The organism is Aquibaculum sediminis (genome assembly GCF_040712085.1).
Taxonomy (GTDB): Bacteria; Pseudomonadota; Alphaproteobacteria; order Kiloniellales; family DSM-21159; genus Aquibaculum; species Aquibaculum sediminis.
On the sequence record NZ_JBFCVK010000003.1, the window covers coordinates 158392 to 184170 of the forward strand.

26 protein-coding genes are annotated in these 25779 nt (G+C 65.9%); 21 read left to right on the forward strand and 5 right to left on the reverse strand.

The window, feature by feature from the left end; translation table 11 throughout:
• Positions 1 to 52 precede the first annotated feature (52 nt).
• The 6 genes from ABZ720_RS05835 (at position 53) to ABZ720_RS05860 (ending at position 4987) form a co-directional block, all read left to right on the forward strand.
• Positions 53 to 1426, forward strand: a complete 1374-nt coding sequence (locus ABZ720_RS05835) for a murein hydrolase activator EnvC family protein (protein ID WP_366554571.1) — start codon at positions 53 to 55, stop codon at positions 1424 to 1426.
• On the forward strand, positions 1426 to 2763 hold the full coding sequence (locus tag ABZ720_RS05840; RefSeq protein ID WP_366554572.1) for a S41 family peptidase: 1338 nt from the start codon (positions 1426 to 1428) through the stop codon (positions 2761 to 2763). Before ABZ720_RS05835 ends, ABZ720_RS05840 begins: the two co-directional genes overlap by 1 nt.
• A gap of 20 nt (positions 2764 to 2783) precedes the next feature.
• A complete protein-coding gene (locus ABZ720_RS05845) occupies positions 2784 to 3050 on the forward strand; it encodes a hypothetical protein (protein WP_366554573.1) in 267 nt (88 codons plus the stop codon).
• On the forward strand, positions 3047 to 3580 hold the full coding sequence (locus ABZ720_RS05850; RefSeq protein ID WP_366554574.1) for an RNA pyrophosphohydrolase: 534 nt from the start codon (positions 3047 to 3049) through the stop codon (positions 3578 to 3580). The genes ABZ720_RS05845 and ABZ720_RS05850 overlap by 4 nt, the downstream gene beginning before the upstream one ends.
• A 40-nt stretch (positions 3581 to 3620) precedes the next feature.
• Positions 3621 to 4625, forward strand: coding sequence for an endonuclease/exonuclease/phosphatase family protein (locus tag ABZ720_RS05855; RefSeq protein WP_366554575.1), 1005 nt, complete (start codon positions 3621 to 3623; stop codon positions 4623 to 4625).
• A 74-nt stretch (positions 4626 to 4699) separates the two neighbouring features.
• Positions 4700 to 4987, forward strand: a complete 288-nt coding sequence (locus ABZ720_RS05860; protein ID WP_366554576.1) for a ferritin family protein — start codon at positions 4700 to 4702, stop codon at positions 4985 to 4987.
• A gap of 12 nt (positions 4988 to 4999) precedes the next feature.
• Here ABZ720_RS05860 and ABZ720_RS05865 read toward each other — a convergent pair whose 3' ends face one another.
• Positions 5000 to 7450 carry a ligase-associated DNA damage response DEXH box helicase gene (locus tag ABZ720_RS05865; RefSeq protein ID WP_366554577.1) on the reverse strand — a complete coding sequence of 817 codons (2451 nt, stop codon included), beginning with the start codon at positions 7448 to 7450 and terminating at the stop codon, positions 5000 to 5002.
• Between the two features lie 208 nt (positions 7451 to 7658).
• On the opposite strand from ABZ720_RS05865, the gene ABZ720_RS05870 reads away from it, so the two are divergent.
• The 4 genes from ABZ720_RS05870 (at position 7659) to ABZ720_RS05885 (ending at position 12092) form a co-directional block, all read left to right on the forward strand.
• Positions 7659 to 9029, forward strand: coding sequence for an NAD(P)H-dependent oxidoreductase (locus ABZ720_RS05870; protein WP_366554578.1), 1371 nt, complete (start codon positions 7659 to 7661; stop codon positions 9027 to 9029).
• Between the two features lie 89 nt (positions 9030 to 9118).
• Positions 9119 to 10153, forward strand: a complete 1035-nt coding sequence (locus tag ABZ720_RS05875) for a TRAP transporter substrate-binding protein (RefSeq protein ID WP_366554579.1) — start codon at positions 9119 to 9121, stop codon at positions 10151 to 10153.
• A gap of 83 nt (positions 10154 to 10236) precedes the next feature.
• On the forward strand, positions 10237 to 10812 hold the full coding sequence (locus ABZ720_RS05880) for a TRAP transporter small permease (protein WP_366554580.1): 576 nt from the start codon (positions 10237 to 10239) through the stop codon (positions 10810 to 10812).
• Positions 10809 to 12092 carry a TRAP transporter large permease gene (locus tag ABZ720_RS05885; RefSeq protein ID WP_366554581.1) on the forward strand — a complete coding sequence of 428 codons (1284 nt, stop codon included), beginning with the start codon at positions 10809 to 10811 and terminating at the stop codon, positions 12090 to 12092. The genes ABZ720_RS05880 and ABZ720_RS05885 overlap by 4 nt, the downstream gene beginning before the upstream one ends.
• 46 nt (positions 12093 to 12138) lie before the next feature.
• Here the strand turns inward: ABZ720_RS05885 and gcvA are convergent, their stop codons facing one another.
• The 4 genes from gcvA to wrbA form a co-directional block, all read right to left on the reverse strand.
• Entirely contained in the window at positions 12139 to 13092 is a 954-nt protein-coding gene (gene gcvA, locus ABZ720_RS05890) for a transcriptional regulator GcvA (RefSeq protein ID WP_366554582.1), read from the reverse strand.
• 190 nt (positions 13093 to 13282) lie between these two features.
• The gene (locus ABZ720_RS05895; RefSeq protein WP_366554583.1) at positions 13283 to 13726 is read right to left on the reverse strand and encodes a universal stress protein; all 444 of its coding nucleotides are present in this window, start codon (positions 13724 to 13726) and stop codon (positions 13283 to 13285) included.
• A gap of 92 nt (positions 13727 to 13818) precedes the next feature.
• Entirely contained in the window at positions 13819 to 14802 is a 984-nt protein-coding gene (locus ABZ720_RS05900; protein WP_366554584.1) for a glutathione S-transferase family protein, read from the reverse strand.
• A gap of 50 nt (positions 14803 to 14852) precedes the next feature.
• On the reverse strand, positions 14853 to 15452 hold the full coding sequence (gene wrbA / locus ABZ720_RS05905) for an NAD(P)H:quinone oxidoreductase (protein ID WP_366554585.1): 600 nt from the start codon (positions 15450 to 15452) through the stop codon (positions 14853 to 14855).
• Between the two features lie 227 nt (positions 15453 to 15679).
• Between wrbA and tsaB the strand changes: the two genes are divergently transcribed.
• The 11 genes from tsaB to lnt all read left to right on the forward strand — a co-directional run bounded on the left by tsaB (position 15680) and on the right by lnt (position 25764).
• Positions 15680 to 16390 (forward strand): tRNA (adenosine(37)-N6)-threonylcarbamoyltransferase complex dimerization subunit type 1 TsaB, encoded by a 711-nt coding sequence (tsaB, locus tag ABZ720_RS05910; RefSeq protein ID WP_366554586.1) that lies wholly within the window; start codon positions 15680 to 15682, stop codon positions 16388 to 16390.
• On the forward strand, positions 16383 to 16859 hold the full coding sequence (gene rimI / locus ABZ720_RS05915; RefSeq protein WP_366554587.1) for a ribosomal protein S18-alanine N-acetyltransferase: 477 nt from the start codon (positions 16383 to 16385) through the stop codon (positions 16857 to 16859). The genes tsaB and rimI overlap by 8 nt, the downstream gene beginning before the upstream one ends.
• Before the next feature lie 195 nt (positions 16860 to 17054).
• Positions 17055 to 17459, forward strand: a complete 405-nt coding sequence (locus tag ABZ720_RS05920; protein WP_366554588.1) for a Ros/MucR family transcriptional regulator — start codon at positions 17055 to 17057, stop codon at positions 17457 to 17459.
• Positions 17460 to 17717: 258 nt separating this feature from the next.
• Positions 17718 to 18176, forward strand: a complete 459-nt coding sequence (locus tag ABZ720_RS05925; protein ID WP_366554589.1) for a Fur family transcriptional regulator — start codon at positions 17718 to 17720, stop codon at positions 18174 to 18176.
• A 79-nt stretch (positions 18177 to 18255) separates the two neighbouring features.
• Complete coding sequence (locus ABZ720_RS05930; protein ID WP_366554590.1) at positions 18256 to 19089, forward strand: GNAT family N-acetyltransferase; 834 nt, start codon at positions 18256 to 18258, stop codon at positions 19087 to 19089.
• A 4-nt stretch (positions 19090 to 19093) separates the two neighbouring features.
• Entirely contained in the window at positions 19094 to 19972 is an 879-nt protein-coding gene (locus ABZ720_RS05935) for a lysophospholipid acyltransferase family protein (protein ID WP_366554591.1), read from the forward strand.
• A 90-nt stretch (positions 19973 to 20062) separates the two neighbouring features.
• Positions 20063 to 21484 carry a tRNA (N6-isopentenyl adenosine(37)-C2)-methylthiotransferase MiaB gene (gene miaB, locus ABZ720_RS05940; protein ID WP_438264084.1) on the forward strand — a complete coding sequence of 474 codons (1422 nt, stop codon included), beginning with the start codon at positions 20063 to 20065 and terminating at the stop codon, positions 21482 to 21484.
• Positions 21481 to 22476 (forward strand): PhoH family protein, encoded by a 996-nt coding sequence (locus ABZ720_RS05945; protein WP_366554593.1) that lies wholly within the window; start codon positions 21481 to 21483, stop codon positions 22474 to 22476. The genes miaB and ABZ720_RS05945 overlap by 4 nt, the downstream gene beginning before the upstream one ends.
• Positions 22473 to 23054 (forward strand): rRNA maturation RNase YbeY, encoded by a 582-nt coding sequence (gene ybeY, locus ABZ720_RS05950; protein ID WP_366554594.1) that lies wholly within the window; start codon positions 22473 to 22475, stop codon positions 23052 to 23054. The genes ABZ720_RS05945 and ybeY overlap by 4 nt, the downstream gene beginning before the upstream one ends.
• A gap of 131 nt (positions 23055 to 23185) precedes the next feature.
• The gene (locus ABZ720_RS05955; protein ID WP_438264085.1) at positions 23186 to 24142 is read left to right on the forward strand and encodes a hemolysin family protein; all 957 of its coding nucleotides are present in this window, start codon (positions 23186 to 23188) and stop codon (positions 24140 to 24142) included.
• On the forward strand, positions 24139 to 25764 hold the full coding sequence (gene lnt / locus ABZ720_RS05960; protein WP_366554595.1) for an apolipoprotein N-acyltransferase: 1626 nt from the start codon (positions 24139 to 24141) through the stop codon (positions 25762 to 25764). Before ABZ720_RS05955 ends, lnt begins: the two co-directional genes overlap by 4 nt.
• The last annotated feature ends 15 nt before the right edge of the window (positions 25765 to 25779 follow it).

Here is a 25779-nt window from a genome sequence, read left to right on the forward strand (position 1 = left end):
CCCTGGGCGCTGCTCTCTCGACAGCTTCCATTCCCGCTCTATGCTGCAGGCGATGCTGTTCCCTGTCGTGCTGCTGCTCGGACTTACGCTGCTGCCGCCCACCCTCGCCGCCGAGGCGCAGGAGGAAGAGGCAACGCGCGCTCAGCTTGAACGCCTCGAACAGCAGCTGGAATCCGACCGGCGTGAGGCCGAAGCGCTCACCGAAGCCGCCGCGGCACTGCGCTCGGAAATCGATGACTTGCGCAGCGCGGCGCGCGCCCTGGCCGAACGCATCCAGACTCTGGAAGCCGCCATGACGCTTGGCGAGCTGGGCGCGGCCGTCCACCGCGTCGCCCAACTGCGCAGCCGCGAAGCGCTGGACGTCGAGCAGGCACGCCTCGTCGGCAGCCTGGCCGCCCTGCAGCGCCTCGGCCGCCTGCCGCCGGAAGCGGCGCTGAGCGCGCCCGGCGATCCACTGGATGCGCTGCGGGCGGCGCGCCTGTTGGGCGGCGCTGTGCCGACCCTCGAGCAGCGCGCCCGGCGCTTCACCGAACTGCATGCCCGCTACGCCAAGGCCCGGGCCCAGGCGCTGGCCGAGCGCCAGCATCTGGAAGAGCAGGCCGTGCAGCTGGAGCAGGAACGTGCGGAGCTGGCACAGCTGACCGAGCGCCGCCAAGCAGTGCTGGGCGAGACGGCCGAGGCCCGCTCCCAGGCCGAGGCCGCCCTGGAGGCGCGCCTGGCCGAAGCCGACGATCTGCGCCAACTGCTGGAAGCGCTGGAGGCCGAGGCGGAGCGGGAAAGACAGCAGCGCGCCGCCGAAGCCCGGCGCGCCGCCGAGGCTGCGGCCCGGGCCCAGGCGCTGCGCGAAGCTGCGGAACGCGAGGCGGAACGCGCGCGCCAGGATGCCTCTCGCCAGGCGGAAGCGGAGGCGGCTGCCGCAGCCGCCGCCGAGGCACAGGACGATGCCCGTGCGCAGCAGGAGCAGGCAACGGCCGCTCTGCGCGAGGAGCGCCCGGCCGAGGCCCGCTCATTCCCCGAGCAGAGCAGCGCGATCCTGCAGATGCCGGCCCAGGGGCGCATCGCCCTGCGCTTCGGCGAGGAGGACCGCGCCCGTGGCGGGAGCCGGACCGAAGGCCTGGTCATCGAGGCACGTCCCGGGGCACAGGTGGTGGCCCCCTTCGACGGTCGGATTGCCTATGCGGGGCGCTTTCGTCGCTATGGGCTGATCTTGATCATAGAACACGACGGGCGATATCATTCCCTCCTCGCGGGGCTGGGCCAACTGGCGGCGACCAAGGGTCAATGGGTGCTCGCCGGCGAACCCGTGGGGTCGATGGCCGACGACGACGAGCGCGAAAGCGAACTCTATCTGGAACTGCGGCGTGGCGGGCAACCAGTGGATCCCCTACCCTGGCTGGCACTGTCCAGCGATAAGGCGCGAGGCTGATGCTTAGGATCAAACAGACGACCACGGCGGTGGCGAGCCTGCTGCTGCTCCTCATGGCGATGACCCCCTTGCAGGCGAGCGCGCAGGAGGCGGACACCTACCGGCAGCTCAAGCTCTTCGGAGAGGTCTTCGAACGGGTGCGCGCCGACTTCGTGGAAGAGGTCAGCGACCAGGAGCTGATCGAAGCCGCCGTGCGCGGCATGCTCAACCACCTGGACCCCCACTCCGGCTATCTCGACCCCGACAGTTTCCGGGAGATGCGCACCCAGACCCGCGGCGAGTTCGGCGGCCTGGGCATCGAGGTGACCATGGAGAACGGCGTGGTGAAGGTGGTCTCGCCCATCGACGACACGCCGGCCTACCGTGCCGGCGTCGAAGCGGGCGACTTCATCACCCACATCGACGGCGAACAGGTGATGGGCCTCACCCTCAGCGAAGCGGTTGACCGCATGCGCGGACCGGTGGACAGCCCTATCACCGTCACCATACGCCGGGGAGAACAGGAGCCTTTCGACCTGGAGATCACCCGGGACATCATCAAGGTGCAGTCGGTGCGCAGCCGCATCGAGGGCAACATCGGCTACCTGCGCGTCACCTCCTTCAGCGAGCAGACCACCCCCGGTCTGGAAGAGGCCATGGCGGAGATCGAAGCCGAACTTGGCGACGACCTTCAGGGCTATGTGCTCGACCTGCGCAACAATCCGGGCGGCCTGCTCGAACAGGCGATCAGCGTGACCGATCTCTTCCTTGATCGCGGCGAGATCGTCTCCACCCGCGGCCGGCACGACGAGGATTCCCAGCGCTGGAACGCCACCGCCGGCGACGACATCGAGGGGCTGCCGATGGTGGTGCTGATCAACAGCGGCTCGGCCTCCGCCTCGGAGATCGTGGCCGGTGCGCTGCAGGACCACCGCCGGGCCATCGTCATGGGCACCACCTCCTTCGGCAAGGGATCGGTGCAGACCGTGATCCCGCTGGGCGCTGATGGCGCCATGCGCCTGACCACCGCGCGCTACTACACGCCCTCGGGCCGCTCGATCCAGGCCATGGGCATCGATCCGGACATCACTGTCGAGCAGGCGACCGTGACCACGCCCGAGCAGCAGCGCCAGCGTCGGGAAGCCGATCTGCGGCGCCACCTGGACGGTGAGGGAGCGCCGGCAACACCGGCGGAGCCGGACGGCGAGGAGGCCGTGCCCGAAGTCATCCTGCCGGAGCCGGACGGCGAAGGCGAAGGCGACGAGGAAGCGGCGGAGATCATCGAGGACTACCAGCTCGCCCGCGCTCTCGACCTGCTGCGCGGCCTGGCGTTGTTCAACGGCCGCATCGTCAACTGAGCCCGGCGGAGCGGCAGCCGGTGTTGCGGATCCTCGTCTGGATGGTGGTGGTGGCCGGGCTGGTCTGGCTGGGCGTGAGCCTGGTCCAGGCTCCCGAGGAGTTCGGCCGTTCGACCTCGCTCTACACCGGTCCCCTGCCCGCCCTGGACCAGGGCGAGCCGCGCCTGGCCGGTTGGCAGAGCGTGCCGATTCCGGCTCCCGACGAGAATGCCGGCGACTCACCGACCGCAACCGAGTCCGTCGCCGTTGACCCCCCTGGGGCCGAGAACAGCGAGGAGCGTCCATGAGCGACACGGCCAACGACCCCCACGCCCGCGGCACGCTCAGCGAAGCGGAGATCGCGCGCCTGCCCTACCGCCGCGGGGTCGGCGTCATGCTGCTCAACCGCGAGAACCGGGTGTTCGTGGCCCAGCGCCTCGACATGAAAACCGAGGCCTGGCAGATGCCCCAGGGCGGCATCGACCCCGGGGAGGATCCGCTCAAAGCCGCCTTCCGCGAGATGAAGGAGGAGATCGGCACCGACCGGGCCGAGATCCTGGCCTGCAGCGAGTGGATTGCATACGACCTGCCGCCCGATCTGGTGCCGAAGCTCTGGAAGGGGCGCTTTCGCGGCCAGGAGCAGAAGTGGTACGCCATGCGCTTCCTGGGCGAGGACGCGGAGATCGACATCGACGGACCCGAGCCCGAGTTTTCCGCCTGGTGCTGGGCGGCCTTCGAGGATCTGCCGGAGCTGATTGTGCCGTTCAAGCGGCCGCTTTACCGTCGCCTGCTCGATATCTTCCGGCCGGTCGTGCAGGGCGGCGACTCGAGCACCTAGATCTGTCCGCGTCTGGCGGCGGAGCGCGGAAAGGACCCTCATGGCCGAACGCCGGCTGCGCATCGCCACTTTCAACCTGGAGAACCTGGGCGTGGCCGCGGAGGGGCGCGGCGCGCTGGATCAAAGACTGCCATTGCTGCGCGCCCAACTGCAGCGCCTTCGCGCCGACGTGCTCTGCCTGCAGGAGGTGGACGCGCAGCGACCGCCGCCGGGCAGCACGTCCCGCAGCAAGCCCCGCAGTCGGCAGCTCGAGGCGCTGCAAAGCCTGCTGGCCGAAAGCGGCTATGCCGGTTTCGATCATGCCGTTTCCCTGGACCGCAGCGGCAAGCGCCCGGCGGACAAGCACAACCTGGTCATCCTCTCGCGCTGGCCGCTGATCGCCTGGGAAAGTCTGCACCATCGCCTGGTGCCGGCGCCGCGGCTGCAGTATGCCACGGCCCTGCCGCCGTCGACCGAAGTCCAGCCGATCACCTGGGACCGGCCGCTGTTGCGCGCCAGCCTGCGCCTGCCCGACGGACCTCTGCTCCACATCGTCAACATGCACCTGCGGGCACCGCTCGCCGCGCCCGTGCCGGGCCAGCGCCGCCGCGGCGGCGGCTGGCAGAGCCTGGGCGGCTGGGCGGAAGGCTTCTACCTGGCCAGCCTAAAACGCAGCGGCCAGGCCCTGGAAGCCCGCCTGCTGGTGGAGGAGCTCCTGGCCCTCGACACTGAGGCGCTGGTGCTCGTCGCCGGCGACATGAACGCCGGGGAGCACGAAGCCCCCTTGCGCATCCTGCGCGGCGCTGCCGCCGACGTGGACACCCCGAATCTGGCGGGAGGCGAGCTCACGCCGCTCGCCCGCAGCCTGCCACAGGACCGGCGCTATTCCGTGCTGCACGACGGCAGGGCAGCACTCTACGACCATCTGCTGGCCAGCCCCGGCCTCACCTCCCACTTCCTGCACTGCGAGATCCACAACGAGGCCCTGCACGACGAAGGGGCCCTGCCGCCGGGCAGCCCGCAGTCGTTCCATGCCCCCCTGGTGGCGGAGTTCACGCTGGCCTGATCCCTCGCTCCACGGTTATCGTGATCGCGGCCCGGAACGGGCCAAACGAGATTCAGCCAAGGAGAGATCGAAGCATGGCCAGTGACCAGCTCCACGCCCCCCGCGAGCGTCTGTCGAAGAATACCCTGATGCGTCATCACGCCATCGTGTCCCTGATGGAGGAACTCGAGGCGGTCGACTGGTATCAGCAGCGCGCCGACGATTGCGAGGACGAGGCCCTGAAGGCGATCCTGCTGCACAACATGCGCGAAGAGATCGAGCATGCCTGCATGGCCCTGGAGTGGCTGCGTCGCAACGACGAGACCTTCGAGAAGCACCTGCGCGAGTTTCTCTTCACCGACGGCGACATCGTCGACCACTAACTCCTGAAGCCATCACAGCGGCAGGCTGCCCTGCTGTACACCGCTGGTGGCCTCCGCGATCAGGTCGGCCGCCGCCTCGTCCAGCAGTTCGTCGATGGCGGCGCCTGCCACCTGCTCGCGGCCGATCTCGAGCAACACCGGTACGGCCAGCGGCGAGACCCGGTCGAGGCGCCGATGCTCGAGGCGCCCCTGGACCCGGGCCAGCATGTCCGACAGGCGGCCGATGTCGGTGAGGCTGCCGGCGGCATCGGCGCGGGTGGCGCGCAGCAGCACATGGTCCGGCTCGTGCCGGCGCAGCACATCGTAGATCAGGTCCGAACTGAAGGTGACCTGACATGCGTTGCGCTCGGCGCCCGGCACCCGGCGCTCGATCAGCCCGGCGATCACCGCCACGTTGCGGAAGGTGCGGCGCAGCAGCGAGGATTCCGCCATCCACTCCTCCAGATCGTCGCCCAGCATGTCCTGGTCGAAGAGATCGGCCACATCCTCGACCGGCCTCAGGGACCAGATGGCGATCACGTAGTCGGTAGCGACGAAGCCCAGCGGGCCGTAGCCTTTGCGCTCCATGCGCCGGGTCAGCAGCATGCCCAGGGTCTGGTGTGCATTACGTCCCTCGAAGCAGTAGGCGACCAGGAAATGCTTGCCGCCGCGCGGAAAGCTCTCGACCAGCAGGCCTTCGCGCGAGGGCAGGCTTGAGCGCCAGCGCTGAGTTGCCAGCCACTCTCGTACGGCCGGGGGTAGGTTCGGCCATTCCTCCCGGCTGGCGAGCAGCCCGCGCACGCGCTCGGCCAGATGGGTGGAGAGCGGCAGGCGGCCGCCCATGTAGGCCGGGACCTGGGGATCACCGCTGCCGCCGCGGCTCACCTCCACCGTGGTTTCCCGGATGCGCTCGAAACGCAGCAGCTGGCCGGCGAAGATGAAGCTGTCGCCGGGGCGCAGCCCTTGCGCGAAGTACTCCTCCACCTCCCCGAGACTGCGCCGCGCCGCCTTGAAGCGCACCTTGAGCGTGGGCGTGTCCACGATGACGCCGAGATTGAAGCGGTAGCGGCGGACCTGGGCGGGCCCGCTCACCCGCCAGCGCCCCTTGGCATCGAGGCTCAGGCGCCGGAAACGCTCATAGCTGCGCAGGGCATAGCCGCCGCTGGCGACGAATTGAAGCACCGCATCGAAGTCGGCGCGCGTCAGCCCGGCATAGGGCGCCGCCGTGGTGACCTCCCGGTAGAGCGCATCGGCCTCGAAGGGGGCCGCGCAGGCCATGCCCAGGATGTGCTGGGCCAGAACGTCCAGGCCGCCCGGGCGCAGCGTCTCGCCATCAAGGCTCCCGGCACGGACCGCCTCGACAGCCGCGCGGCACTCCAGCACCTCGAAGCGGTTGCCCGGCACCAGCAGCGCCCGGCTCGGGCGGTCCAGGCGATGATTGGCGCGTCCCAGGCGCTGCAGCAGGCGCGCTGCCCCCTTCGGCGCCCCCATCTGCACCACCAGATCCACCGACCCCCAGTCGATGCCGAGGTCGAGGGAGGAGGTGGCCACCACGGCGCGCAGCTTGCCGGCCGCCATGGCCGCTTCCACCTTGCGGCGTTGCTCCACCGCCAGGCTGCCGTGGTGCAAACCGATGGGCAGGGCCTCTTCGTTCAGGCGCCAGAGTTCGCGGAAGACCAGTTCCGCCTGGGCGCGGGTGTTGACGAACACCAGCGTGGTGCCGGCCTCGCAGAGCCGGCGATAGACTTCCGGCAGGGCGTGCAGCGCCATGTGGCCCGACCAGGGCAGGCGCTCGCGGGTGGTGAGGATCTCGATCTCCGGCTCCAGCCCGGCGCCGCCGCGCACCAGCGCCATCGACTCGCCCCGGCCGCCCGGTGCCAGCCAGGCCCGCAGCGCCTCTTCGTCGGCAACGGTGGCGGAAAGGCCGACCCGGCGCAGCCCCGGCGCCAGTTGCTGCAGCCGCGCCAGGCCCAGCGCCAAGAGCTCGCCGCGCTTGTTGGGGGCCAGGGCATGAATCTCGTCCAGGATGACCGTGCGCAGGCCCCCGAATATCCTTGGGGCATCGGGGTAGGACAGGAGAAGCGCCAGGGATTCCGGCGTCGTCAGCAGGATCTGTGGTGGGCGCTCGCGCTGGCGGCGCCGCTTGCCTTCCGGCGTGTCGCCGCTGCGGGTCTCGATGGCGAGGTCCAGGTTCATCTCGCGAACCGGTTCGGTGAGGTTTCTCGCCACGTCCACACCCAGCGCCTTGAGCGGCGAGACATAGAGACTGTGCAACCCCTCGACGGGATGCTCGGCCAGCTCGACCAGGCTGGGCAGGAAACCGGCCAGGGTCTTGCCGCCGCCGGTGGGCGCAATCAACAGCGCCGACTGACCGTCCCGGGCGCGGGCCAGCAGCTCAAGCTGGTGACAATGCGGCCGCCAACCCCGCTGGCGGAACCAGGCGGTGAAGGTGAGGGGAAGGAGACTGTCGAACGAGCAGTTCAAAACGTGGTCATAATCCAGTCACCAAATCCAGTCCGCAATGGAACTCCTGTCCATTCCCTGCACATTGCGGAGCCCTCGGCAGAGCGTTGCTTCCAGGGCCAGCGTCGTTTGATAAGTTGCGCTAATCTGACAATGAGTATTTGTCGCATTGTCTAATGACAAGGGGGCCCTTACCCTGACTCCCCATAAACAGAGTATGGGGAGCGAAATGAACCTTTACCAGCTACTCCAGGCACGTGCCGAGGCTGGCCGACCAGTTCGCGTGGTCCTGATCGGAGCAGGAAAATTTGGGGCGATGTTCCTGGCTCAGGCTCGCTTGATGACCGGTCTGCACGTCATGGGGATCGCAGACTTGAATGTGGAGCGCGCAAGAGAGACCTGCAGGCGTACCGGCTGGGAAGACGAGCGCTTTTCAGCGCATTCCGCTTCGGAAGCCGTGCGCAGCGGCGCCACTTGGATTACCGATGATGCCTCCGCGCTAATCGCGGCTGAAGGCGTCGATGTCGTTCTGGAGTGTACCGGCCATCCCGCCGCCGGCATTCGGCATTGTTTGGAGGCGATCGACGCCGGACGTCATGTCGTCATGGTAAACGTCGAAGCCGACGTAGTGGCCGGGCCGCTGCTGGCGCGCCGCGCCCGCCAGGCCGGAGTGGTCTACAGCCTGGCATACGGCGACCAGCCAGCTGTGATCTGCGAACACGTCGACTGGGCCCGCGCCTGTGGCTTCAAAGTGGTCAGCGCAGGCAAGGGAACGCGCTATCACCCGGATTTCCACGCCTCCACCCCAGAGACGGTCTGGGAGAATTTCGGCATCTCGCCTGAAATGGCCGCGCGCGGCGGCATGAACCCTAAGATGTACAATTCCTTCATTGACGGCACAAAGTCCGGCATCGAGATGACGGCAGTTTGCAACGCGACTGGCCTTACGCCCCAGCCGAACGGCCTCTCTTTTCCCCCGGCTTCCTGCTACGACCTCGCTGAGATCTGCAAGCCGCGAGCGGCAGGTGGGCAACTCAGTCATGAAGGCACAACCGAAGTGGTTTCCTCGCTGAACCGGGACCGTACCCCGGTGGAACATCACTTGCAGATCGGCACCTACGTCGTGGTGGAGGCCGAGAGCGACTACGTGCGGAACTGCATCGAAGAGTTCAAATTCCTGCCGGATAGCAGCTTCCGATTCTCGGCCCTGTATCGGCCGACGCACCTGATCGGCCTGGAACTCGGTATCTCGATTGCCTCGATCGCCCTACGCGGCGAAGCCACGGGCGCTCCCACCGGATTTCGTTCAGACGTCGTGGCGACGGCCAAACGAGATCTTGCAGCCGGCGAGATTCTCGACGGCGAGGGCGGTTTCTGCGTCTGGGGTAGGCAGATGCCTGCCGAGCGCTCACTGGAAATTGGCGGCCTGCCGCTCGGGCTGGCGCAAGGGGTTAAGCTCAAGGTTGCAAAGATGCAAGGCGAAGCTTTGTGCTGGAATGACGTCGAGCTCGACGAAAATGACATCGCCGTGCGCATCCGGCGCGAGATGGAGCGCGCCTTTGCGCCTGAAACAGAACAGGCAACCGCAGCAATCAAGTAACTCGTTCCGTGGGGCCACCGACCTCGGTGCCCTGCATTACTAAGAAGTGCGTCAGAAGCACCGCATAGCATTCACTCGGGAGGAAAAAAATGACACGTCACATCCTTGAGACAACAACGCCGCAGAACACCCGGCCCCAACGTACATTCGTTGGCCGCACTCTAAGCGTTCTGCTCGGCAGCGCCGGTCTTCTCGCCGTTCTCGCTGCAGTGTCTACGGCGGAGGCGCAAGAACACCGATGGATCGCGGGTACCGCCGTAGCGGCAAATGATCCCATCGCCCTGGCGACTGACGATTTCGCGGAACGGGTCGAACGGCTGACCGACGGTGAGGTCGTCATAGAAACCCACCACGGAGCCGCTCTCGGTGGCGATCGTGACTTGGTGGAAACCATCCTGCAGGGCGGCATCCATCTTGCCACTCCGGGACAGGCACTGCTGTCCGGCTGGTATCGGCCAGCCGAAGTCTGGACCTACCCTTATCTTTTCGATGACGCCGATCATAAGGACCGCGTCTGGGACGCGATCCGCGATGATTATGCCGAGGCCGTTGTCGCCGAAGCCGACCTGCGCCCGCTGGTGGCGGTACCCCGCGCCCCCCGCCTGCTCACTGCGAATCAGCCGGTGGAGACTCCCGAAGACATGGCCGGCCTGAAGATCCGCGTGCCGGAAACTCAGATGTGGCTGCGCACATTCGAGCGCTTTGGCGCTTCGCCGACGCCTTTGCCATTCCCGGACGTTTACCAAGCGCTGCGCTCCGGGGTCATCGACGGCCAGGAGAACCCCCTGTCCTTGAGTTGGAACAGCGGCTTCTTCGAGGTCAATACGCACCTCAACCTGACCGAGCACATGATGCAGGACAACATCATCGTGGTCGGGGAAACTTTCTACCAACAACTCAGCTCGGACCAACAAGAGGCGCTGCAGCAGGCGGCAAGGGAAACAGAGGAAGAGTTCCGGGCCCGCACGCAAGCCGAGACCGATGAGTTGATGGAAAAGGTTCGTGAGGCCGGAATCGTCGTCACCGAAGTCGACAAAGAAGCTTTCCGGGCAGCACTCGAGGGCTTCTCGGAGGAGTTCCCCCACGTCCAGGAGTGGGTTGAGCGCGCTCGCACTGTCGAATAGAGCTGGGTCGAGCCGGGCGCGAACGACTGGAACCAATCAGTCCTCCCGTCCGGCTCAACTCTCCGCGGGCAGGGAGGCGTGCGATGAGCGATGAAGTGCCGGAGCAGGCGGAAGCATATCGGCCCCAACGCGATCGAAACGCTGCATCCGCGCTCGCCCGCTTCTGCTCCGCCAGTGAAGCAGTGTCAGTGCGTCTTCTGGGCCTGCTGCTCGCAGGGATGGTTCTGATTATGCTGGTGGCGGTCTGGACCCGATACGTGGCGAATGCGCCACTGGTTTGGACCGAGCAAGTCAACCGTATCCTCTTCGTCTGGACCACCTTTCTGGGCGCAGCGGTGCTCTACAGGCGATCTGGGCACATCGCGATAGATTTTTTCGTGGAACTGCTCCCACCTGCGCTGCGCCGCACGGTGCAGGCTCTGAATGCCCTGCTGCTGCTCGTGCTGTTTCTCGTCCTGTTGGTCTACGGCTGGAACCTAGCCTGGGCCAACCTGTCGCAGACCTTTGGAGCGCTCGATATCTCGCCCAGCACTTTTTACTTCGCTGCCCCGGTTTCTGCGGCGCTTATGCTGGTTTATTGGATAGAGCGAGCGATTGAAGGGGTTCCTCGGCTCAGCGATACCTCCAACCCCGGTAAAGGGGGGGAGGGAGGGTCATGAGCGCAATCCTGATCGGCAGCTTCTTCGTCCTGCTTCTGCTGGGGCTGCCGCTCGCCTTTGCGATGGGGGTAGCGGCAATCGGCCTGATCCTGGGGCACGGGGTCTTTCCCCTGTCCTTGGTGCCCCAGCGAGCGCTGCTCGGAGCCGACGCCTTCGCGTTGCTCGCCATTCCATTCTTCATCTTGGCCGGCAATCTGATGAACCGCGGTGGCATGACAGACCGCATTATCGGCGTCGCCAACGCCGTGGTAGGCCGGTTCACCGGCGGCCTTGCCATGGGCAACGTGGCGGCGAGTCTCTTCTTCGGCGGTGTTTCCGGCTCAGCCGTCGCGGATACAACCGCGGTCGGCAGTACGTTGATCCCTGCGATGAAGAAGGAAGGCTATGGCGGGCCTTTCAGCGCCGCGATCACTGCCGCCTCTTCAATCTGCGGTCCGATCATCCCACCAAGCATCCCGCTTGTACTCTATGCCCTTATCGCAGGTGGTGGCGTCTCGATTGGTGCGCTCTTCCTCGCTGGAATCGTGCCGGGACTGATGCTGGGCTTTGGTCTGATGGCGCTGAGCTGGATTATCGCGCGGCGCCGCGGCTATCCCGTACACGGCGCGGTGTCACCCCGCGTCTTCTTGATGCGTCTGGCAAGCGCGCTACCTGCTTTGGTGATGCCAGCAATCATCCTTGTGGGGGTGGTCGGCGGCGTCTTTACAGTGACTGAAAGCGCCGCAATAGCGGTACTCTACGCGCTGCTAGTCGGAACACTCGTCTATCGGGAGCTCACTAAGAAGGACCTCGCCGAGGTGCTAAGTCGCAGCGCCCTTGAAGCAGCGGCGGTCATGATCATTGTTGCCATGGCCAGTCTTTTTGGTTGGCTGATGGCTGTGACCGGCCTTCCCCGCCAATTATCAAACCTGCTGCTGTCTATCACTGACGATCCACTGTTGTTATTGTTGGTGATTAATGTGCTGCTGCTCGTGATAGGCATTTTTCTCGAAGCAATCGCAGCACTAACCATTTTTGTGCCGATCCTCGTGCCCATCGTGCTTATGTACGGCATCGATCCAGTGCATTTTGGCGTCATCGTTGTGTTTAACTTGATGCTTGGCCTGCTGACACCGCCGGTGGGAATATGTCTCTACATAGCTGGACAATTCGCCCAAGCTCGGATTGAGGCTGTTTTTCGTGAAGTCGTGCCCTTTTTCCTTCTGGGATTCGGGGTCCTACTACTGATCACACTCTTTCCCGGTTTGGTCCTATTTCTCCCCAGGCTGTTTATGGGCTGAGGTACTCTGGACGGGTCGGTCAACAGTTATAAGGCGGACCTGCGCTTTAAGGGCTCTCCTCAAGTTCCCGACCTTGCATTTCGGGTTGGGAAAAGAGCCAGTGGCGGAACCTTTCAACCGTCTCTCGCTTCAAGTTTGCGGGCGGACAGACGAACCAATAGAGCCTACGCAGAAAGCTCGGCGGGTTCGGCACGACGCAGACCAAGCTTCCTCCTGTGATTTCTGCGGAAGCCATGACACAACTCTCCAGGGCGACGCCCAGCCCATCCACCGCTGCCTGAATCGACATGAAAGAGCGGTCGAATCTTGGTCCGCGCAGCCAACTGGGCGTTTCGACACCTTGCGCTGCAAACCACTCCTGCCAATCCACAGGGCACTTTACGGAGTGAATCAGCGGCAAGCCAAGCGCCAGAAGATCGTCCGCACTCTTGATTTCGTACTTGCGCACCAAAGATGGCGCTGCCAGTGGAACGAAGGGCTCGCAGAACAGCGGCTCTACGTGCAAGTTACCCCAAACCTCGCCCCCAAACCGTATCTCTAAATCAACTGCCTCGCGTACAAAATCAGTTTTCTCATTGGAAGCATCGAGGCGCAGATCAATGTCTGGATTGCGCAGCAGAAAATCACCGAGGCGAGGCATTAGCCATTTAGCAGCAAAGCTGGGTGCCGATCGGACAACAAGCAATCTTGGGCTGGCGTTGCTGTCTACACGCTCTGTTGCTTCACCGATTGTTCGAAAAGCTGCGGAAACAGAAGCATAGTACAACTCGCCCGCCTCTGTAAGCAATACTCGCCGATTCAGTCTGCGAAACAGACTTATTGCGAGGTGTTCTTCTAATATCTTGATCTGTTGACTAACAGCCGATGAGGTAACATTTAACTCCTTTGCAGCTTTAGCAAAGCTCATATTGCGCGCAACTGCCTCAAAGGCCGACAACGCACGCAAAGGCGGCAGAGACACAGCGGACCTCTGCATCATTTCACCATCTGGATTTGCCAAGCCAGCACAGTCGTCCTTTAGTCCACGCCGGTTGAGTGCAACAGTGTCGCTTAGCTCAGGACCAGCACCAGTCACTCAGCTGTCATGCCGCATCGCCCGATGGTTTCGCAGGCTCGGTTTCCGGCAAATGAGCCAGGGAATGCTTACTGGCGATAATAGCCAAAGGATGTGCTGCCTGTCCGCAGCAGAATCACTTGACCGTCACCACCGTGCACTTGGCGAGGCTGGCGACCTTGTGGCTGACGGAGCCGAGCAGGGTGCCTTCCAGGTCGCCCATGCCGCGGCTGCCCAGGACGATGCAGTCGTAGCGGCCGCGGTGCGCGAAATCGATGATGGTGCGCGCCGGATGGCCGGTGCGGACCTCGGTGCGGACGCCGCGCAAACCGGTGGCATCGGCCACGTCCTTGGCCTTTTCCAGATAGGATTCCGTGTAGTCATCCAGCACGTACTGGGCCTCGCCCGAGAGATGCTCGATCTCCAGGAAGCGCTTCACCGCCTTGGAGGGCTCGAGCTCCTTGGCCACGGTCAGGAAGGTCAGGGGTGCCTCGAAGCGCTGCGCCAGGGCGCAGGCCGACTCCGCCGCCCGCAGGGCGTGCTCGGAGCCGTCGATACAGCAGAGGATCTTGGAGAACATGGGACGCGCCTCGCGGGAGTGAGCCCCGCCCATAGCACCCGGCCAGGGGCGGGACTGCTCCGAAAGCGCCGTGCTTTGCCCAGCGGGCGCCGTCAGCCGCGGCCGTGCGGCGCCTCAAGATCGAGCAGCGGCCCCAAGGGCACGACTCCGGTCGGATTGATGGTGTCGTGGCTGCCGTAATAGTGATGCTTGATGTGGTGGAAGTTCACCGTCTCGGCCACACCCGGCACCTGATAGAGCTCCCGGGTGTAGGCCCAGAGATTGGGATAATCCACCAGCCGGCGCAGGTTGCACTTGAAGTGGCCGACGTAGACCGGATCGAAGCGCAGCAGCGTGGTGAAGAGGCGCCAGTCGGCTTCGGTCTGGCGCTCGCCTGCGAGATAGCGCTGCCGGCCCAGGCGGGCTTCCAGGTCATCGAGCGTCTCGAAGAGGTCGGTGACCGCCTCCTCATAGGCCGCCTGCCTCGTGGCGAAACCAGCCTTGTAGACGCCGTTGTTCACCCGGTCATAAACCACGGCGTTGATGGCATCGATCTCCTCCCGCAGGTCCTGCGGGTAGTAGTCGCCCGGGCGCGCACCGACGTCATCGAAGGCGGAGTTCAACATGCGTATGATCTCGGCCGATTCGTTGGAGACGATGGTTTCGCGCTTTTCGTCCCAAAGCACCGGCACCGTCACCCGCCCGCTGTAGTCGGACTTGGCGCGGGTATAGAGCTGATGCATGAAATCGGCACCAAAGAGGGGGTCGCCGGTGACGGCCTCGCTCGGGTCGTCGTCGGTGCGGAATTCCCAGCCGTTCTCCTTCATCCGCCAGTGGACGACGGACACGGGAATGGCCGACTCCAGGCCCTTGAGCGCGCGGAAGATCAAGGCCCTGTGCGCCCAGGGACAGGCCAGCGAGACATAGAGGCGATAGCGCCCGGGCTCGGCGGCAAAGCCGCCGCTCCCGGAAGGGCCGGGACTGCCGTCAGGCGTGATCCAGTTGCGGAAGGCACTCTCGCTCCGCTCGAAGCGGCCGCCAGTGCTGTCCGTATCGTACCATTGATCATGCCATTTGCCGTCAATCAGCAGTCCCATAACGCATCCTTCTCTATTCCGGTCCTAAGGCTGCCCCTTCGTGAAAGGGGTCAGCCGTGCAGCTTCTGCGCAATCTGCGCCACATGGCGGCCCTGGAAGCGCGCCAGGCTCAGTTCCTTCTCGCTCGGCTGACGGCTGCCGTCGGAACCGGCGATGGTCGCGGCCCCATAGGGACTGCCGGCGCGCACTTCCGAGACATCGCTCAGTTCGGCAGCCGTATAGGGCAGGCCGACGATCACGAGACCATGATGGGTCAGGGTGTTCCAGGTGGAGGTGATGGTGGTCTCGCTGCCTCCGCCGGTTCCGGTCGAGGTGAACACACTGCCGACCTTGCCCACCAGGGAGCCTTTGGCCCAATGGCCACCGGTCTGGTCCCAGAAGGTGCGCATCTGGCCGGGCATGTTGCCGAAGCGCGTCGGCACGCCCAGGATGATGGCGTCATAGTCGACGAGCTCGTCGATCGTCGCTTCCGGCGCCGGCTGGTCGAGCTTGGCACCGATCTGCTCCAGCACCTCGCGCGGCATGGTCTCGGGCGCGCGCTTGATCACCACCTCGGTGCCCTCGAGCGAGCGGGCGCCGTCGGCAATGGCGTGCGACATGGTCTCGATATGACCGTACATCGAATAGTAGAGAACGAGAACCTTGGACATGAAGCTGCTCCTTGATTGAGTGGCTCGTTGATGAGTGGCTGGTCCGGCAATCCCGCAATCGCCGGCCCCGTTCCCAAAGAGATGATTGCTTCCCCGCTTTGTGCCAAGCCGTATCCCATGCAATTGATTGTTTCCGATGTCGAACCAATATGCGCAGGCGTGCACAAAGCCGCCGATGCGGCTAGAAAGCCGCAAACCTCACATCGCCCAAGGCTAATGCCTCCTTCATGCCCGCTGCCACTATGACCCAGACTCCCGTGCTCGCCTTCGACTGCGCCGGCAGCAGCTGCTCTGCCGCCATTCTTGTGGGCGACGCGGTCCTGGCGCAGCGCTTCGAGGCGCGCCGGCGCGGCCAGGCCGAGCGGCTGCTTCCGCTGTTGCAGGAGTGTCTGGCGGAGGCCGGACTCGATTGGGCCGATCTGGGGCGTCTGGCGGTCACCCGCGGGCCCGGCAGCTTCACCGGCGTGCGCGTGGGCCTGGCGACTGCCCGCGCCCTAGCCCTGGCCGGCGGCCTTCCGCTGCTCGCCATCGACGGCTTCAGGCTGTACGCGGCCATGACCGCCCAGGTGCTGTCCGAGGCCGAGCGGAGCGAGCGCACCCTGGCTGTCGCCATCGACGCACGACGGGCCGACGTTTTTGTGCAGTGCTTCGATCCCCAAGAACACCCTCTGGAGGCACCGCAATCGCTCCCGCCCGAGCTGGTGGCGGAACGCCTGCCCAGGGGTCCCTTGTTGCTGGCCGGCGATGGGGTGGAGCAGATCCTGCCGGCTCTGGCGGGGCGCGACTATCAGATGGTCGAAGGCACCGACGCGGCGGACAGCGTGGCACTGGCCCGCCTGGCGGCGACACTGCCACTGCCTTCGGCCGACAGCCCGCCCCCGGCTCCGCTCTACCTGCGCCCGCCCGATGTCACCCTGCCGGGCAAGCCCCGTGCATGAGCCTGCCGTCCGACCGATCGACGCCGAAGACGCGACCGCCATCGCGGCGCTGCACGCGCGCTGCTTTCCCCATGAAGTTTGGTCGCGGCACAGCTTCGAGCAGCTGCTCGCCTCGCCGGGAGTCTGCGGCTGGCTGCTGGAGTCTTCGGGCGAGCGGCAAGACGACGATGCGACGCCCGAGGGCTTCATCCTGCTGCGGATCGCAGCCGATGAAGCGGAGATCCTGACCTTCTGTGTCGCGCCGGAGCAGCGCCGGACCGGGCTGGGCAGCCGGCTGCTGGCAACGGCGCTGCCGCGGGTCCGGCTGTTCGGGGCGCATCGTGTCCTGCTCGAGGTGGCCCGGGACAATGCGGCGGCCCTCGCACTCTATCAGCGCTTCGGCTTCGATGAGGTGGGCCGGCGCCCGAATTATTACACTCGGAAAGGCGAAAGGGTGGATGCCCTGCTGCTCGCCTATGACTTGCCGTAACACCTTGGCGCCACGAGTATCGTCAGGCGCGGATTTCCCATCTGCCAAAGCGTTTTTCTCCGCGCGTTTCAAACGCATGCTGCGCATTTCCTTAGCGATGCGAGGGGACTACTTCCGATATGCAAAAATAGTATTGCGTGCCCAGTCTCACCTATCTATATCCTCAGGAAGATTTCGCTTTTTCGGGAACGAATAATGTCTGAACAGCCAAAGCCGAGTGAACTGCTTTCCCTGACCAGCAACATCGTCGCGGCCCATGTCTCCAACAATGCCGTCGCACCATCAGATGTGCCGGGCTTGATCCGCGAAGTTTACGAGATGCTGGACCAAGTGGGCTCCGCCGAAAAGCAGGAGGAGCGCCCGGTTCCGGCCGTGCCGATCAAGAAGTCGATACATCCCGATTACTTGATCTGCCTGGAAGACGGCAAAAAGCTGAAGATGCTCAAGCGTCATCTCAAGACCGCCTACGACATGACCCCGGACGAGTATCGCGAGAAGTGGGGCCTGGGTCCCGACTATCCCATGGTCGCGGAGAACTACGCCAAGCAGCGCAGTCAGCTCGCCAAGGAGATCGGGCTCGGCCGGCGCTCCAGCAAGTAGGCCTCGCCGCGGGCTGCGGCCCGGTGTGGCGGCGCGGATATGGTCAAGGCACAGGCGGCCACGCCGGAGCGCACAGCGGCTCACCGGCGTGGCCGTGTCGCTTTGGCTTGCCCGCCATGGTCGGATTACCATTGCCCCGGCACGCGATCTTGTCATTATAGGGCCAGCCGCGGCCGGGCTCGGCGGCTTGACGCAGGAGGCTGCGCGATCGCCCCGGCCAGGCCTTTGGTGTTGCAGCGTTAAGTGACGGGTAGGGTGATGGCCGACCGGATTGAAGCCCTCTGCATCGAACGCGGCCTGAAGATGACCGAGCAGCGTCGGGTCATCGCACGCGTTCTTTCGCAGGCGCACGACCATCCCGACGTGGAGCAGCTCTATCAGCGGGCCGTGGAGATCGATCCGAAAATCTCGATTGCCACGGTCTATCGCACCGTCAAGCTCTTCGAAGAGGCCGGCATACTCGAGCGCCATGAGTTCGGCGACGGACGGTCGCGCTACGAGGAGGCCACCGAGGAACATCATGACCACCTGATTGACATGCAGTCAGGCGAGGTCATCGAGTTCGTCAACCAAGAGATCGAGCGCCTGCAGGAAGAGATCGCGCGCAAGCTCGGCTACCAGCTGGTCGATCACCGGCTCGAGCTCTACGGCGTCCGCCTGGAGGAGGCCGAGCGCCGACGGGCGCACACCAAGCAGACCCCCAGCGACAAGTCCTGAGGATGTCCGCTCAACGACAAACCGGCGTGCCGCTTCGCGCCATAACCGAACGGGCATCGGACGGGCGGAAGGCATCCCAATGAGTGACATCAGGCCCGACAGCGGCACCACCGATCGTCCGGTCGACGTGCGCGCGCGCACTTTCCGGATCCGCCTGGCCGAAAGCGAGGCCGAGGTGGCCGCGGCTCAAGAGCTGCGCTACCGGGTTTTCGTTGACGAGGTGGGTGCGAAGCCGAGCGAGCAAATGGCGCGCACGCGCCGCGAGTTCGATGCCTTTGATCCCCACTGTGACCACCTGCTCATCTTCGACCACAGCGAAGGCGAACCCGGGCGGGTGATCGCCACCTATCGCTTCCTGCGCCGCGCGCAGGCCAAACGTGCCGGGCAGTTCTATACCCAGGACGAGTACGACATCAGCAAGCTGCTGGATTACCCCGGCGAGATCATGGAGCTGGGCCGTTCCTGCGTCGACCGCGACTATCGCACGAGCGGAATCATGCAACTGCTCTGGCGCGGCATTGCGGCCTACGTGCTGCATTTCAAGGTCGACCTGCTGTTCGGCTGTGCCAGCCTGCGCGGCACCGACGTGTCCTCGCTGGCGCAGCCTCTGGCCTACCTGCACCACCATCATCTGGCGCCGCCGGCCCTGCGGCCGCGCGCGGTCGACGAGCGCTACGTCGACATGAACCTCATGCCGGCGGAGGCCCTGGACGCCAAGGCGGCGCTCCATTCCCTGCCGCCGCTGGTCAAGGGTTACCTGCGTCTCGGCGGTTTCGTGGGCGACGGCGCCGTGGTCGACCATGAGTTCGGCACCACCGATGTCTGCGTGGTGGTGAAGACCGACGTCGTGACGGACAAATACCGGCGCAATCTCACCCGGAGCGAAGCGGCTACGGAGACGGGAGAGACCTGACACCATGGAAGGGGGCTACTCCTCGCCGCTGCGGGCCTTGCGTCGGACGCTGCTCTATCTCGGCTTCACCCTGGCCCTCATGCCGGTTCAGGCCTTCTTCCTGCTCTTCAGCACCCGACTGGCCCGGGAACTGCCCTATCGCTTTCACCGCCGCGGCTGCCGCCTGCTCGGGATCAAGGTGGTGGAAGTGGGCAAGGCCGTGCAGGAGCATCCGGTGCTCTTTGTGGCCAACCACGTTTCCTACTTCGATATTCCCGTGCTGGGATCGCTGTTGCGCGCCTCCTTCATCGCCAAGGCGGAGATCGCCCGTTGGCCGTTTTTCTCCTGGCTCGCCAAGCTGCAGCGCTCGGTCTTCGTCGACCGCCGCCGATCACAGACCGGCGGACAGCGCGACGAGATCGCCGCCCGCCTCGCCACGCGCGATGATCTGGTGCTCTTTCCCGAAGGCACCAGCAGTGACGGCAACCGGGTACTGCCTTTCAAGTCGGCGCTTTTCGCGGTGGCAGAACGAGAAGTGGAGGGCGGTGGGCCCTTGACGGTTCAGCCCGTCTCCATCACCTACACGCGACTGGATGGCATGCCTATGGGCCGCTTCCTGCGTCCCTATTTTGCCTGGTACGGCGACATGAGCCTGCCGGGCCACGCATGGGAAGCCCTGGGCATGGGCATGGTCACCGTGGTGGTCCAGTTCCATGAGCCCGTGACCCTGCGCGACTATGGGTCGCGCAAGGCGCTGGCCGAGCATTGCCACCGTGTCGTGGCCCAGGGGGTCGCCGACGCCCTGGCGGGCAAGGTGGGCATACCGGAGCGGCGGCGACTGGGCCTGCGGCGTGTGGCGCGGAAGGCTCCGAACGCGCCCCCGCCACAGCGGGCGGGCGGTTGAAGCGGATGAAGCGCCGCCAACTTTGTGCTAAACATTATGAATAGGGGAGCAGGGCCCGGTGGCCCGCCCCCCGGATTGGCAGGACGGAGCGTGTCGAGCAAGAAAGTCTACATCAAGACCTACGGGTGCCAGATGAATGTCTACGACTCCGCCCGCATGGCGGACAGTCTGGCACCGCTGGGCTATAGCCAGAGCGAGTCCGCCGAAGGCGCGGACCTCATCCTGCTGAACACCTGTCATATCCGCGAGAAGGCCAGCGAGAAGGTCTTTTCCGAACTGGGTCGCCTGCGCGCCCTGCAGAACGCCGCAGCCGAGGAAGGCCGTCGGCTCTTGATCGGTGTCGCCGGCTGCGTCGCCCAGGCCGAGGGCCAAGAGATCGTGCGCCGCGCGCCGCAGGTGGACCTGGTGGTCGGGCCACAGACCTATCACCGCCTGCCCGGCCTGGTGACCCGCGCCCTGGCCGGGGAAGACCGCAAGGCCCTGGTGGATACGGAGTTCCCGACTGAATCCAAGTTCGACTTCCTGCCCGAGGAATCCGTTGCCCCCGGCGCCGCGGCTTTCCTTTCCGTGCAGGAAGGCTGCGACAAGTTCTGCGCCTTCTGTGTGGTGCCCTACACGCGCGGCGCCGAAGTTTCCCGGCCCGTGGTCGACATCCTGGCCGAGGCCGAGCGCCTGGTGAAGGCGGGGGTGATCGAGATCACGCTGCTGGGCCAGAACGTGAATGCCTATCACGGCGAGGGGCCGGACGGACGTGAGTGGGGGCTGGGTCGGCTGCTGCGGCGCCTGGCGGAGTTCGAGGGGCTGGAGCGCTTGCGCTACACCACCTCGCACCCGCGCGATGTGGATGCCGAGCTCATCGCAGCGCACCGCGAGGAAGCCAAGCTCATGCCCTTCCTGCATCTGCCGGTGCAATCGGGCTCTGACCGCATTCTCGACGCCATGAACCGGCGCCACGACGCCGCCTTCTATCATCGCGTGGTGGACCAGTTGCGTGAAGCGCGGCCGGATCTCGCCCTGTCGAGCGATTTCATCGTCGGCTTTCCCGGGGAAAGCGACCGCGACTTCGCCGACACTTTGCGCCTCGTCACCGACGTCGGCTACGCCCAGGCCTATTCCTTCAAGTACTCGGCCCGGCCGGGCACCCCCGCCGCCGGCGCCGCGCAGGCTGTGCCGGAAGCGGTCATGTCCGAACGCCTTGCCATGCTGCAACAGCTCCTGAACGAGCAGCAGCAAGCCTTCAACCGCAAAAGCGTCGGCCAGCGCGTCCCGGTGCTGCTGGAACGCGCCGCCAAGCACCCGGGCCAGCTCGTGGGGCGCAGCCCCTCGATGCAGTCCGTTGTGGTCGAGGCGCCGGCGCGCCTGCTCGGTCATCTGGTGGACGTGGATGTGCTCGAAGCCCACCCAAACTCCCTGATCGGCCGCGTGGTCACCCTGCCTGCGGGCGATGACATGAATGCCGTAGAGCCGCCGCAAACCGTGGCGGCGGGAGTAACAACGAGGGCGATGGCTTGACCCGCGACGCACTGCAACTGCAGTTCGACGACAACTCCCTGTTGCCGCTGCTGTTTGGCCAGCATGACGAAAACCTGACGCGCCTGGAGCAGCAGCTCGGCGTCGGCCTGGCTTCTTTCGGCAACAACGTGACAATCACCGGGCCGGAAGACTCCCGCCAGGCCGCCAGCGAGGCCCTGGGCGCCCTCTATGAACGCTTGAAGAAGGGCATGGCCGTGGGCAATGCCGAGGTCGATGCCGCCGCCCGCATGGCGCTGAGCCAGAGCAGCGATGCCGGCCTTCAGGCCATGCACGGCAAGGAACTGGCGCTGGTCACCAAGAAGCGCCATGTGACGCCGCGCTCGGCGGGTCAGGTGACCTATCTGAAGGCGCTCTTCGCCAACGAACTGGTCTTCGGGTTGGGGCCGGCCGGCACCGGCAAAACCTATCTCGCGGTTGCCATGGCCGTAACCTGGCTGCTGAGCGGCAAGGTGGACCGGCTGATCCTCTCGCGCCCCGCTGTCGAAGCCGGAGAACGCCTGGGCTTCCTGCCGGGCGACATGAAGGAGAAGGTCGACCCCTATCTGCGGCCGCTCTACGACGCGCTGCACGACCTGATGCCGGGCGACCAGGTGATCAAGCGCCTCGAGACCGGAGAGATCGAGATCGCGCCGCTGGCCTTCATGCGCGGGCGCACCCTCTCCAACGCCTTCATCATCCTGGACGAAGCCCAGAACACCACGCCGACCCAGATGATGATGTTCCTCACCCGCCTGGGCGAGAACAGCCGCATGGTGGTGACCGGCGACCTCAGCCAGGTCGACCTGCCGCGCGGCCAGCGATCCGGCCTGCGCGACGCCGCGGACCTGCTGGCCGGGATCGATAGCGTGGCCTTCGTGCAGTTCACCGACGCCGATGTGGTGCGCCACAAACTGGTCACCCGCATCGTCCAGGCCTATGCCGCCCGCGACGCCGGGCGGGCGCAGGAGGCAGACCTCTTCGAACGACCATGACCACCGCTCCTTCAGGACGCCGTGGCGCCGAGGCGCCGGAGCCGCACATCGCCGTACTCTGTGAGGCTTCCGCATGGCGACGTGCCTTTCCCCGCCCGCTGAGCCGTTTGCGTCAGGCCGCGGCACTCACCCTGCGGCAGAGCGGTGCGCTCTCACCTGCGGGCCGGGACGAACTTTCGCTTCTGCTCACCGACGACAAGAGCCAGCAGGAACTGAACAGCCTGTGGCGCGGGCGCGACAGTTCCACCAATGTCCTGTCTTTCCCCGACGGCACGGCACTGCCGGAGGGCGGGCGCTCACTGGGCGATGTTTCCCTGGCCTTCGAGACCTGCCGCCGGGAAGCGCGCGAGCAGGGCAAGAGCCTGGCCGACCATGCCACCCATCTGGTGGTGCACGGCGTGCTGCACCTGCTGGGCCACGACCACGAGGCGCCGGCCGAGGCCGAGGCCATGGAGGCCCTGGAAGTGCGGCTGCTCGCGGAACTGGGCATCGCCGACCCCTATGCCGAGGGCGAGACCGGCGAGGCTGCGCAGACTGTGACCGGGCGAGTGGAACCAACGAGCAGTGAAAGGCTATGATTCAACAGTTTGAAAGAGCAGGAGACGACGTGAACAGGTCCGAAGGCGAAGAGCCTCCGAGTAGCACCGAGGGCTCCCCCGGCACCCCAGAGTCTTCCGGCACCAGGCCGGCGGAAACAGCACCGCGCCCCGTGCCGGATACCGAGCCCCCGGAAGAACGCGAACGCGCTTGCAGAAACGGCGGGCGCAACGGCAAGGGCGAAGAGCCGGGAGCCCTCAAACGTGCCGTGGGCTGGATCATGGGCCGCCTGCGCGGGCGCAACGGTGACAGCCAGCAGCTGCGCGAGACCCTGGAGGAGATCATCGGCGAGATCGAAGACCAGGACGATGAGGACGCCACGCCGATCGGCACCCATGAGCGGATGCTGCTCGGCAACATCTTCAAGCTGCGCCATCTCACCGCCTACGACGTGATGGTGCCGCGCGCGGACATCGTCGCCCTGCCCCTCGATGCCGATTTCGACCGGGTGCTGGAAACCATTGCCGAGGGCGGCCACAGCCGGCTGCCGGTCTTCCGCGAGTCGTTGGACGACATCGTCGGCATGGTGCACATCAAGGACGTGCTCGCGGTCAGCCGCCAGGGCAATGCCTTCCGCCTCGGTAACATCCTGCGACCGGCGGAATTCGTTGCGCCCTCGATGCGGGTGCTCGACCTGCTGCTGGACATGCGCCTGAAGCGCAGCCACCTGGCCCTGGTGGTCGACGAGTTCGGCGGCATCGACGGTCTGGTCACGGCCGAGGACCTAGTGGAGGAGATCGTCGGGGAGATCGAGGACGAGCACGACGTGGTCGAGGCGCCGAAGATGGCCTGGCGGCCGGACGGCACCCTGCTCGCCGACGCCCGCACGCCCATCGAGGACTTTGAGAGGCTGGTCGGTCCCATCCTCACCGAAGAGGAGCACGACGAGGATATCGATACGCTGGGCGGACTGGTCTTCTACATCGCGGGGCGCATCCCGGGTCGGGGCGAACTGGTGGAGCATGCCGGCTCCGGGGTCACCTTCGAGGTGCTGCAAGCCGATCCGCGGCGCATCAAGCGCCTGCGCTTGCGCAACCTGCCTGCATTGCGCGAGGCCGGGGCGGGGTGACGAGGCCGGACGACCTGACACCCCCCTCGCCCAGTCGGGCCTGGGTTCTGGAAGGCCTCGCCCGCCGTCTGGCGGGGCTTTCGCCCTGGAGCCGGGCCGGCGTGGCGCTGCTCTGCGGCCTGCTGGCGGCGGCTGCCCTGCCGCCGCTCTTCCTGCTGCCCCTGCTGATACCTGCCTTCACCGGACTGCTCTGGTTGCTGGACGGCGCCCGCGACCGACGCCAGGCCTTTGCACTGGGCTGGTGCTTCGGGCTGGGCTATTTCGCCGCCGGACTCTACTGGGTCGGGATCGCCATGACGGTCGATCTGGCGCGGTTCGGCTGGTTCATGCCGGTCTCGGTGCTGGGACTGTCGGGCGGCCTGGCGCTCTTCATCGGCCTGGCCCTCTGGGCGATCTGGCAGAGCGGGCTGCAGGGACGCGCCCGGGTCCTGCTCCTGGCCCTTGTCTGGCTGGCGGCCGAGTTTGCGCGCTCGGTCCTGCTCACCGGCTTTCCCTGGAACCTGCTGGGCAGCGTCTGGAGCCTGCACCCGGCGCCCTTGCAGATTGCGGCGGTCGCGGGCGTCTGGGGCCTCACCGTCCTCACCCTGCTGGCCGCGGCCGCGCCGGCGGTGCTGGCCGGCACGGGCCGCCTGCCGCTGCGGCGTGGCTTGGGTTTCCTGGCGCTCTGCTGGCTGCTCCCGCTGCTGGCCCTGGGCTACGGCACACTGCGCCTGGCCGAGGCGCCCGGGTCCGGCGAAGCAATGCAGCCGGACGTGTCCCTGCGCCTCGTCCAGCCCTCGATCCCGCAGGACGAAAAGTGGCAGGGGGAACTGCGCCAGCAGCACCTGCAGGAGCATGCCCGCCTGTCCCGTCAAGCGGCACCGACCCCGCCGACCCACATCATCTGGCCCGAAACCGCCCTGCCCTGGTACCTCAACCACGAGCCGGCCTTGGCCGAGGCGCTGGGCGAGCTGGTGCCGCCGGATGGCCTGCTGATCTCCGGCGCGCCGGCCTACGAGGAGACGGACAGCGGCAACCCGCGCGTCTACAACTCGATCTATGCCCTGGACGAGCAGGGCGAGACGCGGCTGCGCTACGACAAGTTTCACCTCGTTCCCTTCGGCGAGTACCTGCCGCTGCGCGATTTTCTGGGCTGGTTCGGCATGGACAAGATCACCGCCGGCAGCCTGGATTTTTCCTCCGGACCCGGACTGACGACCGCCGCGCTGCCTGGCCTGCCGCCGGCCAGCCTTCTGGTCTGCTACGAGATCATCTTCTCCGGCCGGGTCACCGCCCGCGATGCCCCGCGCCCCGAATGGCTGCTGAACCTGACCAACGATGCCTGGTTCGGCCGCTCTTCCGGCCCGCATCAGCACTTAGCCAGCGCGCGCCTGCGTGCCGTGGAGGAGGGGCTGCCGCTGGTGCGCGTCGCCAACAACGGCATCAGCGCCGTGGTCGATCCCTACGGGCGAACGCTGGTTCGCCTGGAGCAGGATGCGGTGGCTGCCGCCGACTCGCCACTTCCCAACCCGCTGCCGCCCACGGTTTATGCCCAATTGGGCCGCTTGTGGGTGCCGCTGCTGCTGGTTCTGCTGGGGGCGGGCTGCCTGCTGACCCGCCGGGACGGCAAGGCCGGAGCCTGACGGATCGCTGTGTTA

Bases quoted from the DNA above. Each gene is read 5' to 3' on its own strand.
- ABZ720_RS05900 (WP_366554584.1), bottom strand. From the start codon at position 14,802: ATGGGACTGCTGATTGACGGCAAATGGCATGATCAATGGTACGATACG.
- ABZ720_RS05850 (WP_366554574.1), top strand. From the start codon at position 3,047: ATGAGCGACACGGCCAACGACCCCCACGCCCGCGGCACGCTCAGCGAA.
- ABZ720_RS05840 (WP_366554572.1), top strand. From the start codon at position 1,426: ATGCTTAGGATCAAACAGACGACCACGGCGGTGGCGAGCCTGCTGCTG.
- ABZ720_RS05935 (WP_366554591.1), top strand. From the start codon at position 19,094: ATGGAAGGGGGCTACTCCTCGCCGCTGCGGGCCTTGCGTCGGACGCTG.
- ABZ720_RS05880 (WP_366554580.1), top strand. From the start codon at position 10,237: ATGAGCGATGAAGTGCCGGAGCAGGCGGAAGCATATCGGCCCCAACGC.
- ABZ720_RS05875 (WP_366554579.1), top strand. From the start codon at position 9,119: ATGACACGTCACATCCTTGAGACAACAACGCCGCAGAACACCCGGCCC.
- tsaB (WP_366554586.1), top strand. From the start codon at position 15,680: ATGCCCGCTGCCACTATGACCCAGACTCCCGTGCTCGCCTTCGACTGC.
- ABZ720_RS05885 (WP_366554581.1), top strand. From the start codon at position 10,809: ATGAGCGCAATCCTGATCGGCAGCTTCTTCGTCCTGCTTCTGCTGGGG.
- ABZ720_RS05930 (WP_366554590.1), top strand. From the start codon at position 18,256: ATGAGTGACATCAGGCCCGACAGCGGCACCACCGATCGTCCGGTCGAC.
- ybeY (WP_366554594.1), top strand. From the start codon at position 22,473: ATGACCACCGCTCCTTCAGGACGCCGTGGCGCCGAGGCGCCGGAGCCG.
- ABZ720_RS05925 (WP_366554589.1), top strand. From the start codon at position 17,718: ATGGCCGACCGGATTGAAGCCCTCTGCATCGAACGCGGCCTGAAGATG.
- ABZ720_RS05895 (WP_366554583.1), bottom strand. From the start codon at position 13,726: ATGTTCTCCAAGATCCTCTGCTGTATCGACGGCTCCGAGCACGCCCTG.
- wrbA (WP_366554585.1), bottom strand. From the start codon at position 15,452: ATGTCCAAGGTTCTCGTTCTCTACTATTCGATGTACGGTCATATCGAG.
- ABZ720_RS05855 (WP_366554575.1), top strand. From the start codon at position 3,621: ATGGCCGAACGCCGGCTGCGCATCGCCACTTTCAACCTGGAGAACCTG.
- ABZ720_RS05870 (WP_366554578.1), top strand. From the start codon at position 7,659: ATGAACCTTTACCAGCTACTCCAGGCACGTGCCGAGGCTGGCCGACCA.
- ABZ720_RS05860 (WP_366554576.1), top strand. From the start codon at position 4,700: ATGGCCAGTGACCAGCTCCACGCCCCCCGCGAGCGTCTGTCGAAGAAT.
- ABZ720_RS05835 (WP_366554571.1), top strand. From the start codon at position 53: ATGCTGTTCCCTGTCGTGCTGCTGCTCGGACTTACGCTGCTGCCGCCC.
- ABZ720_RS05920 (WP_366554588.1), top strand. From the start codon at position 17,055: ATGTCTGAACAGCCAAAGCCGAGTGAACTGCTTTCCCTGACCAGCAAC.